Annotated in this window: 15 protein-coding genes; 11 read left to right on the forward strand and 4 right to left on the reverse strand. The window is 58.9% G+C overall.

Annotated elements, in window-relative coordinates; genetic code table 11:
* The first annotated feature begins 89 nt into the window (after positions 1-89).
* Positions 90-671 (forward strand): YjaG family protein, encoded by a 582-nt coding sequence (locus ACTG2W_RS16265; RefSeq protein ID WP_021231718.1) that lies wholly within the window; start codon positions 90-92, stop codon positions 669-671.
* A 71-nt stretch (positions 672-742) separates the two neighbouring features.
* On the opposite strand, the gene ACTG2W_RS16270 is transcribed toward ACTG2W_RS16265, so the two are convergent.
* Positions 743-1,222: a MarR family winged helix-turn-helix transcriptional regulator gene (locus ACTG2W_RS16270; RefSeq protein WP_013723454.1), complete on the reverse strand. Its 480-nt coding sequence runs from the start codon at positions 1,220-1,222 to the stop codon at positions 743-745.
* 163 nt (positions 1,223-1,385) lie between these two features.
* On the opposite strand from ACTG2W_RS16270, the gene ACTG2W_RS16275 reads away from it, so the two are divergent.
* Both ACTG2W_RS16275 and ACTG2W_RS16280 read left to right on the forward strand, forming a co-directional pair.
* The gene (locus ACTG2W_RS16275; RefSeq protein ID WP_106844078.1) at positions 1,386-1,913 is read left to right on the forward strand and encodes a hypothetical protein; all 528 of its coding nucleotides are present in this window, start codon (positions 1,386-1,388) and stop codon (positions 1,911-1,913) included.
* Between the two features lie 9 nt (positions 1,914-1,922).
* The gene (locus ACTG2W_RS16280; RefSeq protein ID WP_106844079.1) at positions 1,923-3,521 is read left to right on the forward strand and encodes a BCCT family transporter; all 1,599 of its coding nucleotides are present in this window, start codon (positions 1,923-1,925) and stop codon (positions 3,519-3,521) included.
* Positions 3,522-3,622: 101 nt separating this feature from the next.
* Here ACTG2W_RS16280 and ACTG2W_RS16285 read toward each other — a convergent pair whose 3' ends face one another.
* Positions 3,623-4,861 (reverse strand): multifunctional CCA addition/repair protein, encoded by a 1,239-nt coding sequence (locus tag ACTG2W_RS16285; protein WP_106844080.1) that lies wholly within the window; start codon positions 4,859-4,861, stop codon positions 3,623-3,625.
* A gap of 248 nt (positions 4,862-5,109) precedes the next feature.
* Between ACTG2W_RS16285 and mutY the strand changes: the two genes are divergently transcribed.
* From mutY to mltC, 3 genes are all read left to right on the forward strand, one after another.
* Positions 5,110-6,162 carry an A/G-specific adenine glycosylase gene (mutY, locus tag ACTG2W_RS16290; RefSeq protein ID WP_106844081.1) on the forward strand — a complete coding sequence of 351 codons (1,053 nt, stop codon included), beginning with the start codon at positions 5,110-5,112 and terminating at the stop codon, positions 6,160-6,162.
* Positions 6,163-6,170: 8 nt separating this feature from the next.
* Positions 6,171-6,443: an oxidative damage protection protein gene (locus tag ACTG2W_RS16295; RefSeq protein ID WP_041209221.1), complete on the forward strand. Its 273-nt coding sequence runs from the start codon at positions 6,171-6,173 to the stop codon at positions 6,441-6,443.
* Positions 6,444-6,558: 115 nt separating this feature from the next.
* Complete coding sequence (gene mltC, locus ACTG2W_RS16300; protein ID WP_106844107.1) at positions 6,559-7,662, forward strand: membrane-bound lytic murein transglycosylase MltC; 1,104 nt, start codon at positions 6,559-6,561, stop codon at positions 7,660-7,662.
* An 85-nt stretch (positions 7,663-7,747) separates the two neighbouring features.
* On the opposite strand, the gene ACTG2W_RS16305 is transcribed toward mltC, so the two are convergent.
* Positions 7,748-8,134, reverse strand: a complete 387-nt coding sequence (locus ACTG2W_RS16305) for a YgiW/YdeI family stress tolerance OB fold protein (RefSeq protein WP_005335826.1) — start codon at positions 8,132-8,134, stop codon at positions 7,748-7,750.
* Positions 8,135-8,388: 254 nt separating this feature from the next.
* On the opposite strand from ACTG2W_RS16305, the gene ACTG2W_RS16310 reads away from it, so the two are divergent.
* Entirely contained in the window at positions 8,389-9,426 is a 1,038-nt protein-coding gene (locus ACTG2W_RS16310) for an SGNH/GDSL hydrolase family protein (protein WP_069526899.1), read from the forward strand.
* Positions 9,427-9,691: 265 nt separating this feature from the next.
* Entirely contained in the window at positions 9,692-10,726 is a 1,035-nt protein-coding gene (gene ompA, locus ACTG2W_RS16315) for a porin OmpA (RefSeq protein WP_108614112.1), read from the forward strand.
* A gap of 130 nt (positions 10,727-10,856) precedes the next feature.
* On the opposite strand, the gene ACTG2W_RS16320 is transcribed toward ompA, so the two are convergent.
* A complete protein-coding gene (locus ACTG2W_RS16320; protein WP_019445736.1) occupies positions 10,857-11,879 on the reverse strand; it encodes a GGDEF domain-containing protein in 1,023 nt (340 codons plus the stop codon).
* 134 nt (positions 11,880-12,013) lie between these two features.
* On the opposite strand from ACTG2W_RS16320, the gene rnr reads away from it, so the two are divergent.
* From rnr to ACTG2W_RS16335, 3 genes are read left to right on the forward strand one after another with little or no spacing between them, the layout of a single operon-like run.
* Positions 12,014-14,407, forward strand: a complete 2,394-nt coding sequence (gene rnr, locus ACTG2W_RS16325) for a ribonuclease R (RefSeq protein WP_106844083.1) — start codon at positions 12,014-12,016, stop codon at positions 14,405-14,407.
* A complete protein-coding gene (rlmB, locus tag ACTG2W_RS16330) occupies positions 14,404-15,153 on the forward strand; it encodes a 23S rRNA (guanosine(2251)-2'-O)-methyltransferase RlmB (RefSeq protein ID WP_106844084.1) in 750 nt (249 codons plus the stop codon). Before rnr ends, rlmB begins: the two co-directional genes overlap by 4 nt.
* A 2-nt stretch (positions 15,154-15,155) precedes the next feature.
* Entirely contained in the window at positions 15,156-15,728 is a 573-nt protein-coding gene (locus ACTG2W_RS16335) for a Crp/Fnr family transcriptional regulator (RefSeq protein ID WP_106844085.1), read from the forward strand.
* Positions 15,729-15,763 lie beyond the last annotated feature (35 nt).

A 15,763-nucleotide genomic window follows, 5' to 3' on the forward strand; every position in this document is an offset into this window, starting at 1 on the left:
CAACATAGCCGACCAGGGCGCTTTTTCGTTTTCGCCGCGCCCCTCGTGGGCTACAATCTGCCCCACATTTTGCAAAGGATCCGACTCCAGTGTTTGGTGACAAGTTTTATAAGCGACTGGCCGAGCTACAGCCTTGGCAACAGACCGTCTACACCCTGGCGCTGGCAGAGCGCATGTACCCCAACTATGCCCTGTTCTGTCAGGCTTCCGGCTTTGGCAATGCTGGCGCTTTCCGGCATGCGCTGGATCAGATGTGGGTCTACCTCACCGTCAAGGGATCCCGGGTCAATCTGGGTGCCATTCTCGAAGAGTTTGAGTCTCACATTCCGGATCCCCGCAAGTTTGAATCCTACGGAGCCTATCCCGCGCTGGATGCCTGTGTTGCGCTGGGCTGTGCCTATAACTCGGTGATCTGCCGGGTTGGTGAAGAGGCCAACGATGCCAGTCATGCCTCAGTCGGTACCGTGGCCGGTTTTATCGAGCTGCTGGAAGAGCGGGATCTGACCGAAGAAGAGCTCTACGAGCACGAGTACATGGAAGCCGAGCTGGAGTTCCAGGTCGAGCTGCTCAAGCGGGTTGCTCATGAGCGCGACAGCGATCGTATCCTGGCCATCAGAGCATTCGCCTCTCAGGATGGCGTCTCCAATATCGGGATCAGCCTGGAAGAGTAATCCTCTACGACCCCTGATAGAACAAAGCTCCCTTTCGGGAGCTTTTTTTATGCCTGAAATTGTTCAGCAGCTTATGCCTGCTCTTCGGTGAGGGGTCTGACGCTCAGCACCGGGGCTGCGTCGATTTCGTCTGCATTCATCATGGAGGAGATGCGTTGCAGGGAGGAGAGCAGCAGGGTCTGTTCCCACGCTTCCAGCGCCTGAAAACGCTGGATGAAGCGCTCTTGCAGCGGGGTGGGGGCCTGGGCCAGCAGGGCGCGGCCTGCGTCAGTCAGTGTCGCGTGAACCTTGCGCTTGTCGGTATTGCTGCGAACGCGCTGCACCAGTTGACGGCTCTCCAATCGGTCCATGATGGTGGTGGCGGTGGCCTGGCTCATGTTGGTGTGATCGGCCAGCTGACGCATGGAGATCTGTCCCAGCTCATCGATCCCTTTGAGCAGCAAGAGTTGCGGGGAGGTGAGCCCGGCTTCTTTGATCAAGCGCCTGGAGTGCATGTCGATGGCACGAATAATCTGGCGCAGGGCGACCAGCACTTCATCATGTTTTTCCATGGGGTGTGCGTCATTGGAGGGCTATGGAGAGGCGCAAAATTTTCCGCCTAATTCGTCACAAGGTCAATATAGTTTTTGCTGTAATAATTTCTGCTCTAATTAATTTTATGTTAGGTTGACGGGCATTTCACGGAATTCACCCTGACATTTGAGGAGCTAAATGATGAATGACGAGCTGGATATCAAGTCTCTGGTGGCCGAGTTACGTGTGGTCAGAGTGCGCTATGAACTGCCGGATACCTCGGCTTTTGTGCGCTATCAGCCTGCCTATGATGAAGACCCGAACAACCTCAAGGTACACCACTATGATGGTGAGTTACCCCTCTCTTGCAGTGAGACAGGTACTTTCAACCTAAAGGAGTTGGTGAATGAATTGCGCTACGCCTATGTGCTGGTGCACCTCTTTCCTGACGAAAGTGCCATGCAGTTCTATCTGACCGGCCTCGATACCGGCCTGGCCCAGCTGGAGTTCATCGGTGGCTCTTACGACTTCAATCGCCTCTGGATCACCAGCGGTGTCTCCAATCTGGGCGTCCCCATGGCCATCTTCCTTGGCAAGCGTCACGCCGTGAATGGCCAGCCCTCGGTGTCGCTGGTGGATCACCGCGAACAGGCAGCCGGCAAGCTGGTCTATCGCGCCATCGGCGGTGCCGGTGATCATGTGGGCGAAGACTTTTTCAACAACGACTAAGGAGGCTGGATGCGAGCAAGCAAAGGGCTATTGAAAGGCCTCAACCCCACCATGGCCATGACGGCGTTGACCGTCATCACCCTGTTTCTGCTGTTCGGGGTCTTTGTCCCCGAGACGGCCGCCAGCTGGTTTGTCGGGGCCAAGGATCAGATTATTGCCGGGTTCAAGTGGTACTACATTCTGGTGGTCGCCCTGTTCCTGTTCTTCGCCGTCTACCTGATGTTCAGCCGTTTCGGCAACATCCGGCTGGGCGACGACGACCAGGTACCGGAGTTCGGCTACTTCGCCTGGTTCTCCATGCTGTTTAGCGCGGGCATGGGGATCGGGCTGGTGTTCTGGAGCATTGCCGAGCCGATGAACCACCTGCAGGGCAACCCTTTTATTACCGAAGGGATGACCCCGGAGGCGGCCCAGATCGCCATGCGCCTCACCTTTTTCCACTGGGGCCTCCATCCATGGGCAATCTATGTGATCGTCGGCCTGTCGCTTGCCTTCTTCAGCTACCGGCGCAAGCTGCCACTGGCCATTCGTTCCGTGCTCTATCCGCTGCTCGGCGATCGTATCTACGGCTTCTGGGGCCACGCCGCTGACGTGCTGGCGGTGTTCGGTACCGTGTTCGGGGTGGCGACCTCCCTTGGCCTAGGTGTCTCCCAGATGAATACCGGCCTCAACCAGATGTTTGGCATGGAAGTATCGCAAACGAATCAGCTCTGGCTGATTGGTGGCATCAGCCTGATCGCCACCCTCTCGGCGGTCTCCGGGGTCGGGCGCGGGGTGAAGATCCTCTCCGAACTCAATATCTGGCTGAGCGTCTTCGTGCTCGTGCTCTTTCTGGTGCTGGGGCCGACCACCTATATCCTCAACGCCTATGTGCAGAACATCGGTGATTACCTGCAGAACATCGTCAAACTGAGCTTCTGGACCAACACCGAAGCCAATGGCACCTCGGCTTGGCAGTCGAGCTGGACAGCGTTTTACTGGGGCTGGTGGATTGCCTGGGCGCCGTTTGTCGGCATGTTTATCGCCCGCATCTCCAAGGGGCGTACCATCCGTGAATTTGTGCTCGGCGTGCTGCTGGTGCCTTCGCTGCTCGGCATGTTTTGGCTCACCGTGTTTGGCGGTACGGCGATGAATCTGGAACTGTTTGGCGGCGGCGGTGTGGTCGAGGCGGTCAATCAGGATGTGACGCTGGCGCTCTACAAGACGGTCGAGCTGCTGCACTGGGAGACCTTCGGCTGGATTGCCAAGGGTGTGCTGACCCTGCTTATCTGCACCTACTTCATTACCTCCAGTGACTCGGGCACGCTGGTGATTACGACCCTGCTCTCCATCGGTGATCAGGACCCTCCGGTGCCGCACCGCGCGGTCTGGGGGCTGGGTCAGGGGCTGGTCGCTGCGATTTTACTGGTCTCCGGCGGTCTTGCCGCCCTGCAGGCGGCCAGCATCATAGCCGCGCTGCCCTTCTCGGTGATCATGCTGGCGATGTGCTATTCGCTGATGCTGGGGCTCAAACAGGAGAGCCAGCGCCAGTTCGAGTATCGTCAGAACCTCAAGCGCCACGATGGCTCATCCCATATGAGCTTACTGGAGCGCATCGGCCCGGCGTAAACCGCCAGTCTGAACTCTGCTAAATGACAAAACGGCCGTACTGGTGAGGTCTCCTGCGGGAGCCTCGCCAGTACGGCCGTCTGTTCTTGTGCGGGGGACGGTTACTCCTCGATAAAGGTCCACTCATCCTTGATACGGCTGATGGCATCGGTCCGCTTCTTGGCGAGCTGCTCCTTGATCTCTTCCCCCTTGTAACCGGCCGCCACTATCTCTTTGACCGGCACCGCCTGGGCGGCTGCCAACGCTTCGGCCACGTAGTCTGGCTCGGCGTAGACCCGCTCCTCGAAGCCGGTGCGGCCGTGGAAGTCGGCGCGGCAGGCATCCAGCAGCTGGACAAAGCGCTCGGGGCGGCGCCAGGCATCAGCCTTGTCGAACACCTTGAGCAGGGTAGCGGGCTTGAGCTCAAAGGCGATGTGGATGTGGGTGTGCAGATCGCTCACCAGCAGCGCCAGATCCCGGCACTCGTTGGGTACCCGGAACCGCTCGCACAGGGCGCGAATAAGCGGCAGCCCCTTCTGGCCGTGACCATGATGGCTGGGCCAGAACTCCTTGGGGGTCACTCCCTTGCCAAGGTCGTGGCAGAGGGCGGCAAAGCGGACGGTCAGCTCGGGGGAGATCCGGCACGCCTGCTCCAGCACCATCAGGGTGTGGATGCCGGTGTCGATCTCCGGATGCCACTTGGCCGGGGCGGGCACGCCGAACAGGGCATCGATCTCGGGGAAGAGCGCCTTGAGGGCGCCGCATTGGCGCAGCACCTCGATAAAGATCTGCGGGGTTGGCCCCTGCAGCACCTTCTCCAACTCCTTCCAGACTCGCTCCGGCGTGAGGTGGGACAGCTCGCCAGCGGCCGTCATCTCGCTCATCAGGGCCAGAGTTTCCGGCGCTATGGTAAAGCCCTGAGCGTGGAAGCGGGCGGCGAAGCGGGCGACCCGCAGGATGCGCAGTGGGTCTTCGGCAAAGGCGGGGGAGACGTGGCGCAGCAGCCGTTTCTCCAAATCCTTGATGCCGCCGTAGGGATCATGGAGCTCTCCCTGTTCATCTTCGGCGATGGCGTTGATGGTGATATCCCGGCGCAGCAGATCCTGCTCCAGCGTCACATCGGGGGCGGCGTGGCAGACAAAGCCGGTGTAGCCCTGACCCTGCTTGCGTTCGGTACGGGCGAGGGCATACTCCTGCTGGGTTTTGGGGTGAAGAAACACGGGAAAATCGCGACCGACCTGGGTAAAGCCCAGCGCCAGCATCTGCTCCACGGTGGCGCCGACCACCAGATAATCCCTGTCGCCCTGCGGCAATCCCAGCAGGCGATCCCGCACTGCGCCCCCAACCAGATAAGTCTGCAAACCATCTCTCCCGTCAACAATCGTGGGGCCGAGTATATCGTCTTTGTTACTGCATTGCTGCCCGACCGTGACCGGGAAAATGTGGGGTAATCGAGTGTGTCAGCAGGGCTTTGACTTGGGCGTGACGAGGCCGTACCCTGCCGCACCAGACGGCTGGCTCTGTATTGCGCAATGGCTTTACTACCGAACAGCCAAAATAAGCCGAAGGAACCGCAGAGTTCCCTATATATCAACGACATGAGAACAACGTGAATCAATCAACCTTCGCAAGCCGGGTTCTGGAGTGGTATGAGCTTCATGGCCGCAAGAGCCTGCCCTGGCAACAGGAGAAGACTCCTTACCGGGTATGGGTCTCGGAGATCATGCTGCAGCAGACCCAGGTCGCTACCGTGATCCCCTATTACCAGCGTTTTATGGCGCGCTTCCCCGATGTGGTGGCGCTGGCCGATGCCCCAGTGGACGAAGTGCTGCACCACTGGACCGGGCTTGGCTACTACGCCCGGGCCCGCAATCTGCACAAGGCGGCCCAGCAGATCCGCGATCATCACCACGGCCTCTTTCCCGAGCGCTTTGACGAGGTGATGGCGCTGCCGGGCATTGGTCGCTCAACCGCCGGGGCCGTGTTGTCGCTCTCCCTCGGTCAGCCTCACGCCATCCTTGACGGCAATGTGAAGCGGGTACTCACCCGCTGGCTGGCGCTGCCGGGCTGGCCCGGCCAGAAGCTGGTTGAGAACGAGCTGTGGGAGATCGCCATCCGGCTCACTCCCAAGCTGGGTGTGGCGCAATACAATCAGGCGATGATGGATATCGGGGCAACGATCTGCACCCGCAGCAAGCCTGCCTGTGAACGTTGCCCGGTGCGGGCCGATTGCCAGGGGCTGTCGCAAGGCAACCCGACTGCCTACCCCAACAGCAAGCCGAAGAAGAGCATTCCGGCGCGGGATGGCATCATGCTGCTGATCCGCCATGGCGACGAACTGCTGCTGGAGAAGCGGCCGCCGCAGGGGATCTGGGGTGGGCTCTACTGCTTCCCGCAGGTCGCCTCGCCGGCGGAGGTGGATGGTCTGCTGGCGTCCCTTGGCCTGAGTCATCACGGTTATCGGGAGCTGGCTGGTTTTCGCCATACATTCAGTCACTTCCACCTCGATATCCAGCCGCTGCTGATCGAGATTGAGGCAGCGCCAGCGCTGCGCCTCATGGAAGCAGATAACCGACTCTGGTATAACTTACGCCATCCTGCCGAGGTGGGGCTGGCGGCCGCCACGGCCCGTCTGCTCGCCTATCCGGAGCTACAACCATAGAGGTCAACATGAGCCGTACTGTATTTTGCCAACGCCTGAAAAAAGAGGGCCCGGGCCTGGATTTTCAACTCTACCCGGGCGAACTCGGCAAGCGGATTTTTGACAACATCAGCAAGGAAGCCTGGGCCGAGTGGCAGAAGAAGCAGGTGATGCTGATCAACGAAAAAAAGCTCAATATGATGAATCTTGAGCATCGTCAGTTGCTGGAAAAAGAGATGGTCAGCTACCTGTTTGAAGCGGGTGAAGTGCAGATCGAGGGTTATACCCCTCCCAGCCAGTAAGCAATCGAGCTGTAGTACCTGTGAGCGGGGAGTGGAGCCAAAGGTGGTCAGTCTCCCCTTGTTTACTCGCGGCATATGAATGATGGGCGGCACTGCCGCCCTGTTTGAGGATCCTATGGGCCGAATTTTCTGGCTGCTGTGCACCCTGCTGTTTCTCTCTGCCTGTTCATCTTCTCCCAAGCCCAGCGGGAATGAGGATGATGATCTCGTCAACGGCAAGGACATCCGCGGCTTTGAACACATGATCAGTGCGCTCTCCCATAACGTGAACGAAATATGGGGGCGAGAGGCGCTGTTTGCGGGCAAGTATGACTACGTCAAATACACGGATCAGTACAAGAGCCGTGCCCACATCGATTTCTCCAGCGGCCATATCATGGTCGAGACGGTATCTGGCATAGATCCCCGCGCTCACCTGCGTCGTGCCATTGTCGAGACCCTGCTGACACCAGACGATCCGGCCGAAGTGGATCTTTACTCCGACCGGGAGATCATGCCCGGCGGCGAGCCTTTCCTCTATGGTCAGGTGGTGGACAATCAGCGTCAGCCCATTCGGGCATCCTGGCGTGCCGAACGTTACGCCGACTACCTGCTCAACACGGCGATGAAGAAGCGTACCCTTGGTATTCGCACCATCTTCTTCGTCGATATCCCCATGGTGGCCAACCACGAAGACAGACGGGGCTACAAGTACGCCAGCCTGATCCGTGAAGCCTCCCGCAAATACGGGGTCTCTGAAAGCCTGATCTATGCGGTGATCAAGACCGAGAGCAGCTTCAACCCCTATGCGGTGAGCCATGCCAACGCTTATGGCCTGATGCAGGTGATCCCGGCCACTGCCGGTCGTGACGTCTATGTGCGGGTCAAGGGAAAGAACGGCCAGCCGACCCGGGAGGAGCTGTTCAACCCGGCCTACAACATCGATGTCGGTACCGCTTATCTGCACCTGTTGCAGACCGTCTATCTGGCGGATATCGAGGATCCGCGCTCCCGTCGCTATGCGGTGATCTCCGCCTATAACGGTGGTGCGGGCGGGGTGCTCAATACCTTCTCCAGCGATCGCAAGGCGGCGCCGGGCCGGATCAACCGGCTCTCCCCCGAGGCGGTCTATCAGGTGTTGACCGAGCAGCATCCCAAAGAGGAGGCGCGCCGTTACCTCTACAAGGTCAATCAGGCCGAGAAGGGGTTCAAGAGAGCCTTTGCCAGTCGGGCCGGTTAAGCGGTGACGCTGGGTTAACCATGCAAAAGGGCGCTTGATCTCAAGCGCCCTTTTAACGTCTGGCCAGTTCGTCGTTGAAGTGGCCTTATTTGGCAATAAAGCCGCCCTTGGTCTGCGGGGCCGCGCCCACTTTCTCCAGGGTTTTCACTTCCACTTCGGTCTTGTTCCAGCTGTGGTCCACTTCACCACGGATACGGATCTGATCATCCGGGCCCACTTCGGTGCCACGCCACACATCCTGATCCACTTCGACCTCCACTTCACCGCTGGCGTCGCGGAACAGATAGTTCTCGCCGCCCAGGTGCTTGACCAGTTTCCCTTCCAGGGTGGCCCAGCTGTCATCGGCCAGATCTTTCAGCTGAGCAACGGAAACCTTGTTCTGCTCTTGCGGGCCTGTGTAGGCCGCCATGGCAAAAGAGGAGACAGACATCAGGGTCAACAGTCCGATTACGCTTGCGCTTGCCTTGTTCATTTCATACTCCTGTCGTTGGTATGGGGGCATTGTGCCGGGGGGGATGTGAAACAAGCGTGAAAGAAATAGGCTGGTGTGATTGTCTGTTTTGTGAGCGCAAGCGATTTCATCGGTGGCGGAACATGTGTGATTTCATCTGGAACTGTAATCTGTCGCCTTCACCAGAAGTCAGTGGCAGCAGACTCTTCCCATGCCTGTCGCCACTCGAGGAGAAGTCCGCAGGTCTCACCTGCTTAATCGAAGAGCATAACAATATGAAAAAATGGCTTGTTTGTTTATTGGGGTTAATGGCATTGACCGCGCAAGCGGCAGAGGGACGCCAACCTTTTTCCCGGGTTGTGATGTTTGGTGACAGCCTCTCCGACACCGGCAAGATGTACAAGAAGATGCGGGGGTATCTCCCCTCCAGCCCACCCTACTTCAACGGGCGCTTCAGCAACGGCCCGGTGTGGCTGGAGCAGTTGGGTGACGAGCGTTTCCCCGGTCTGGTCGTGGCCAACGAGGCGGAAGGCGGTGCAACCGCGGTGGCCTATAACCATCTGGGCGCCCTGAACGGCTGGCTCGGTTTCTGGTCCTGGGATCCCAAATATCAGGTGATCAACAATCTCGATTACGAGATCGATCAGTTCCTGAAAAAGGACAAGTTCCGCCCCGATGATCTGGTGGTGATCTGGGTCGGTGCCAACGACTATCTGGCCTATGGCTGGAACACCGAGCGGGATGCGGATCGGGTGATCGATACCATCCGGCTGGCATCCAACCGGTTGGTGCTCAACGGCGCGCAGCAGATCCTGCTGTTCAACATTCCTGATCTGGGGCAGACCCCGTCAGCCCGCAGCATGAAGGTGGTGGAGAAGGTGCGCCATGTGGCCAGCTACCACAACCAGAAGTTGCAGAACCTCACTCGCGAGCTGGCTCCCCTTGGCATCGTGAAGCTATTCGAAGTGGACAAGCAGTTTGACGAGATGATGCGCGATCCTCAGCAGTTCGGGCTGAGTGACACAGAACACGCCTGCTACGGTGGCGGCTATACGTGGAAGCCATTCTCCGGCAGCGCCGCCGAGGTGGCTGCGACCCCGGCTTTGAGTGTCTCCGAAAGAGTGGCTATAGCCGGTAACCCGATCCTGGCGCAGGCGGTGGTGAGCGGGCAGGCAAAAGGGCGAGCAGCGACTCTCAACTGCGATGAGCATATGTTCTGGGATCAGGTGCATCCGACCAAGACGGTGCACAAGGTACTGAGCCAGCGTGTTGCTGACTTTATCGATCAGCACTACGAGTTTGTTCGTCACTGATATCGCTTCGGGCCAGCATGTTGCTGGCCTTTTTCTCCTATCCGCCCTCATTTGTGCGTCTTTTTGCGTCACATCCAGTTCAAATAACAAACGTTTGTTGCTGTTTTTGTAACGTGGTTGCGTTAGAGTGTTTTTTGTTAATTGATATCAGTGACTTGAAAATAGGCTAACGTTGATATGCTGCGATCGCTTTTGGGTGGTTGCACCTATAAGACGAGGTGATATCAATCAACCTCCTCCTACATAAAGTTGCAGAGGCTCAAACATGAAAAAATCATTGATTACCTTGCTGGTTACCGGCTTGCTGGCGGCCAATGCCCAGGCTGCCGGTCAAGACAACACCTGGTATGGCGGTGCCAAACTGGGTTGGTCCAACTTCTACGGCATTGATGAAAGCAACAGCTTTACCCTCGGCAATGAGACCAATGATGCTCTTGGGGCTGGTGTATTTGCCGGCTATCAGCTTAACAAGAACCTGGGCATCGAGTATGGCTACGATTATCTGGGTAAGTACAAATATGATGCCCGCTCAGCCACGGGCGCAGCGTTTCAAGATGAAGTTCAGGCCCAACTTATTCATTTATCATTGAAGCTGGGCTTCCCTGTAACTGATAGCCTCGACTTGTACGGACGCATCGGTGGTGGTTATGCGGCCGCGAACAGTGACCTGAAAGGGGGTGATGGCCGGTTCAACTTTGTCAGCGCGCTGGGTGCAGAGTATGCCTTCAATCGTGATTGGGCTGCCCGTCTTGAATATCAATACACTACCCCCTACGGCAGTCGAGACAATACCGGGTTGCGTATGGACAATGGCCTGCTCTCTGTGGGCGCAGTCTATCGCTTTGGTCAGGTAGCCCCTGTGGCGCCCGCTCCGGCCCCGGAACCTGCTCCTGCACCTGTGATGGTTGAGAAGCAGTTTACCCTGAGCTCCGATGTGCTGTTTGACTTCAACAAGGCGACCCTCAAGCCAGAGGCCAGTCAGGCACTGGATAGCCTCTATAGCCAGATTGAAGAGGCGCGACCCAAGGATGGCGTGGCAACCGTAATTGGTCACACCGACCGTATCGGTTCCGATGCCTACAACCAGAAACTCTCCGAGCAGCGTGCCCAGACCGTTGCCAACTATCTGGTTGGTAAAGGGATCCCGGCCGCCAAGATCAATGTGGAAGGGCGTGGTAAATCCTCACCGGTTACCGGCGACAGCTGCGTCAGCAAGTCCAAGCGTGAGCTGATCGTCTGCCTGGCTCCGGATCGCCGTGTTGATGTGAAAGTCGAAGGTGTCAGCGAGGTGCAGGAGTAATCCTTCACACTGAGCAGGTTTCCAATGGGGCTGGAATGAACAGCCCCTGTCGGAGCAAGAGAGACCAAAAAGCCAGTCAGTTGATCTGACTGGCTTTTTACATTGGCATTGCGGTCGGGCAGGGGACAAATCAGGAAGGGAGTGGCATTACCCGGTTGCGCCCAAGCTCCTTGGCCTTGTAGAGCAGCTTGTCGGTACGTTCGACCAGACAGTCTGCGCTCTCCTGACCGTTGAACTCGCCCACGCCAAACGAGGCTGTGATGTGGTCGATGCGGCGGCCCGATTTGCGATCCAGAATCGACATCCGCTCGATAGCGCGGCGCATGCTTTCCGCCATCTGTCTGGCCAGCGCCAGCGAGCGATGGGGGACCAGCATAGCGAACTCCTCCCCACCCAGCCGATAGGCGGTGACCCCCTCCTTGCAGGCGTCGCGCAGCCGTTTGCTGAAGGCGCGCAGCACCTGATCACCGAGCAGGTGACCATATTCGTCGTTGAAGTTCTTGAAGCGATCGATATCGGCGAGGATCAGCGAGAAGGGGTGCTGGCTGCGGATCAACCCCTCCAGCTCCAGATCGAAGGCGCGGCGGTTGAGCAGGTTGGTGAGGGCATCCTCGTTGGCCAGCTTGCGCGTCTCGTTGAGCGCGGCCCGCAGTTCCTTGATCTCTTTCTCCGCATTGCTGAGCTGGTTGCGAAAGTGCATGGTGGACATGCGCACATCCCGCGATTCGCGCACCAGCTCCCGCAGGATCCCCATGGTGTCTTCCAGGCTGAAGCCCTCGTCATCAATGCGGCTGAGCTTGTCAAAACTCTTGTCGAGCATCTCCTGAAACATGCCGGTATCGGAGATGGCGTCCTGCATGGAGTGGCCGAGCTCGTTGGCCATGGCGGCAAGGCTCAGTTTCATCGCCTCCATCTGCTTCTCGTCCTGAGCGGCCAGATACTGGTGATAGAGTCGCTCGCAGGTGGTGAGCGAGCAGGTTCCCTGCATTTTGACTGCCTGATCAATCGCCTGGTTGAGCTCGGGCATGCTGGCCGAGACATAGTTGTACCACAGGTGGTAATTGTCCGGCGTCGTGGGGATCTGGTACTTGATCATCAAAGGGACCGCCTGTTTGAGATAGGCAGCGGATTGGGCAAATGTGTCCTTACTCATGAGTTCTGTGTCTCATCATGCCAGCGAACTGAAGATAGTATGACAGAGAGATTGGCCAAAAGGCAGCCGATGGATGCCATTCGCCCCCCCCTCCGATATAATGGCACCGTTACCACCTACCCTAAGGCCTGCTTATGTCTCAAAAAGATCCTTTCCTCGAACGCGAGGCCGAAAAATACGATAACCCCATCGCCAGTCGCGAGTTGATCCTGGAACTCATCAAGGGCCATGAAAAGCCCATGTCCCGTGAAGAGTTGGCCAAGGTCCTCAAGCTGAAAGATGAAGAGCCGTTGGAAGCCTTGCGTCGTCGTCTGCGCGCCATGGAGCGTGATGGACAACTGGTATTCACTCGCAACCAATGTTATGCCCTGCCGGATCGCCTGAATCTGGTCAAAGGTTATGTAATCGGCCACAAGGATGGCTTCGGTTTTCTGCGTCCGGAAGGTGGTGGTCCGGATCTGTATCTGAACAACCGAGAGATGCAACGCCTGATGCATGGCGATTACGTGCTGGTTCAGCCGACCGAGATCGACCGCAAGGGTCGTCAGGAAGCGCGTCTGGTGCGCCTGCTCAAGTCCCGTGAGGCAGACATTGTCGGCCGTTACTTCGTCGAGAATGGCGTTGGTTTCGTGGTGCCGGATGACAGCCGTATCGGCCAGGACATCATCATCCCGGAAGGGGAAAACAAAGGGGCTCGTCAGAGCCAGGTCGTGGTTGTGCGGATCAATCAGCGCGCCACCTCCCGCATCAATGCCGTCGGCACCGTACTGGAAGTGCTGGGCGAGAACATGGCGCCGGGCATGGAGATCGAAATTGCCCTGCGTACCCACGGTATCCCGCACACCTGGCCGGAAGAGGTGACCAAAGAGGTTGCCGGTCTTGGCGAACAGGTGCCGGAGAAAGCCAAAGAGGGCCGCATCGACCTGCGCGCCCTGCCGCTGGTGACCATCGACGGGGAAGACGCCCGTGACTTCGATGACGCCGTCTTCTGTGAAGCCAAGCGTGGTGGCGGCTGGCGTCTGTGGGTTGCCATTGCGGATGTCTCCGCTTACGTGAAGCCGGGCACGGCGCTGGATGCCGAAGCGTATCAGCGCGGCAACTCCGTCTACTTCCCCGAATTCGTGGTGCCCATGCTGCCGGAGGTGCTCTCCAACGGCTTGTGTTCCCTGAACCCGCAAGTAGACCGCCTCTGCATGGTGTGCGAGATGACCATCTCCGCCGCTGGTCGCATGTCCGGCTACAAGTTCTACGAAGCGGTAATGAACTCTCACGCCCGTCTGACCTACACCAAGGTGGCGGCGATCCTCGACGGCGATCCCAAGCTGCGCCAGCAGTATGATCCGCTGGTGGGCCATATCGAGGAGCTCAACAACCTCTACAAGGCGCTCAAGCATGCCCGTCACCAACGCGGTGCGGTGGAGTTCGAGAGCGAGGAGACCCGCTTCATCTTCAACGCCCAGCGCAAGATCGACCGCATCGTGCCGCTGGTGCGCAACGACGCCCACAAGATCATCGAAGAGTGCATGATCCAGGCGAACGTGGCTGCTGCTCGTTATATCGAGAAGAACGAAGCCGCCGCCCTGTTCCGGGTCCACGACCGTCCGGGCGAAGAGCGTCTGACCGGTTTCCGCGATTTCCTGGCCGAACTGGGTCTGGAGCTCAAAGGCGGCCTCGAGCCCGAGCCGAAAGACTTTGCCGAGCTGGCTGCCAAGTTTGAAGGGCGCCCGGATGCGGAGCTGCTCTCCACCATGCTGCTGCGCTCCATGCGTCAGGCCATCTATCAGGCCGACAACATCGGTCACTTCGGTCTGGCCCTGAAGTCCTACGCCCACTTCACCTCGCCGATCCGTCGCTATCCCGACCTGATCCTGCACCGGGCGATCAAGTATCAGACCGCCAAGGAGCAGCAGGGCAACCTGCGCCACAAGTGGACCCCGAGCGGTGGTTATCACTACCAGCTGGAAGAAGTGGACCCGATGGGCGAGCACTGCTCCATGACCGAGCGCCGTGCCGACGATGCGACCCGCGACGTGGCCGACTGGCTCAAGTGCGAGTACATGCTGGATCACGTAGGTGACGAGTTTGACGGCGTCATCGCCAGCGTCACCGGCTTTGGTTTCTTCGTCCGTCTGGCGGAGATCCACATCGATGGTCTGGTGCACGTCAGCACCCTCACCAACGACTACTACCAGTTTGATCCCCTGCACATGCAGCTGATTGGCGAGAACTTCCGCCGTCGCTACCGTCTGGGCGACAAGGTGCGGGTCAAGGTGATGGGCGTGAACCTGGACGATCGCAAGATCGACTTCGTGATGGTCGAAGAGCCGCTCAAGGCCACCGGCAAGAACGCCAAAGAGATGGCGCGCAAGCAGGCCGAGATCAAGAAAGAGAAGGCCAAGAGCGCCCAACGCCACGAAAAACGTAAAGAGGGCAAGGATCACGGCAAATCCGACAAGGGTGGCCGCGCCAAACCGAGCAACAGACGACCGAGCAAAAAGGCTCGCGATAAGGCCAAGAGCACTAAATGAGTACTGAACTGATCTACGGAATTCACGCTGTCACCGCGCTGCTGGAGCGCACCCCGGAGCGTTTCATCGAGGTATGGACGCTGAAGGGGCGGGATGATGACCGGCTGCAACCCCTGCTGACCGAGCTGGAATCCCTCGGCCTCAAGGTGCAGAGCGTGAACCGCAAGACCCTTGATGACAAAGCGGAAGGCAACAATCACCAGGGCATCATGGCCCGGGTGAAAGAGGCGCCGAAGCTCGCCGAGCACGATCTGGCTAGCCTGCTGGACGAGCTGGCGGCACAACAGAACCAGCCCTTCCTGCTGGTGCTGGATGGCGTTACCGATCCGCACAATCTCGGCGCCTGCCTGCGCAGCGCCGATGCTGCCGGGGCTCATGCGGTCATCGTGCCGCGGGACAAGGCTACCGGTCTGACCCCGATCGTGCGCAAGGTTGCCTGTGGCGCGGCCGAAGTGGTGCCGCTCATTCAGGTCACCAACCTGGCCCGCACCCTGCGCGAATTGCAGGAGCGCGGCGTCTGGATTGTCGGCACCGCTGGCGAGGCCGATCACGACCTCTATCAGGCCAAACTGACCGGCCCGATGGCGCTGGTGATGGGGGCTGAAGGTAAAGGCATGCGTCGCCTGACCCGCGAACATTGCGACGAGCTGGTGAGCATCCCGATGGCAGGGGCGGTATCCAGCCTCAACGTCTCGGTGGCGACCGGCGTCTGTCTGTTTGAAGCCGTGCGTCAGCGTCGCGGTTAATCATGCTGACTGACAGACCCCCCTTCGATTGGGCGCTGGTCGCAGATAAAGAGGAGGCCGCGCGCCTCCTCTCTTTTGCCCGCCCGCTGACCCTCAGTCCGAAAAGCTGCCTCTGGCACGCCGGTGACAGCCCGGAGCTGCTGGTCAGGGTGGAGCAGGGGCTGCTGCGGGCCAAGCTGGTGCTGGCGGATGGCCGCGAGTACATCAAGGAGTTCTACTGGGAGGGGGACGAGTTTCTCGACTTCCACCACCTGCTTAGTGGCGAGCCAGCCCGCTACAGCGTGGAGGCGCTGGAGTCTTGCCGTCTGCAGCTGTTCAGTCTGGCTGACCTGCGCCAGCTGCCCGGCTGGCCGCGCTGGTACCAGCACCTGTTAGAGGTACAGTTGCGCATCAAGGAGGAGAAGGAGCAGTTGCTGCTGACCGGCAGCCCGCAGGCGCGCTATCAGCACTTTCTCGACAGCTTTCCCGCGCTTGATGCCAGAGTGCCAGACCACCAGATTGCCGCCTATCTCGGTATCACTCCCATTAGTCTGAGCCGCATTCGCAAACGGCTGAAAGAACTTAACAAAGGTTAATGCAGGGCGCAGGCGCCACGATTATGCTGGCAGGC

Source organism: Aeromonas sp. 96A (assembly GCF_051919165.1).
In the GTDB taxonomy this organism is placed as follows: domain Bacteria; phylum Pseudomonadota; class Gammaproteobacteria; order Enterobacterales; family Aeromonadaceae; genus Aeromonas; species Aeromonas veronii.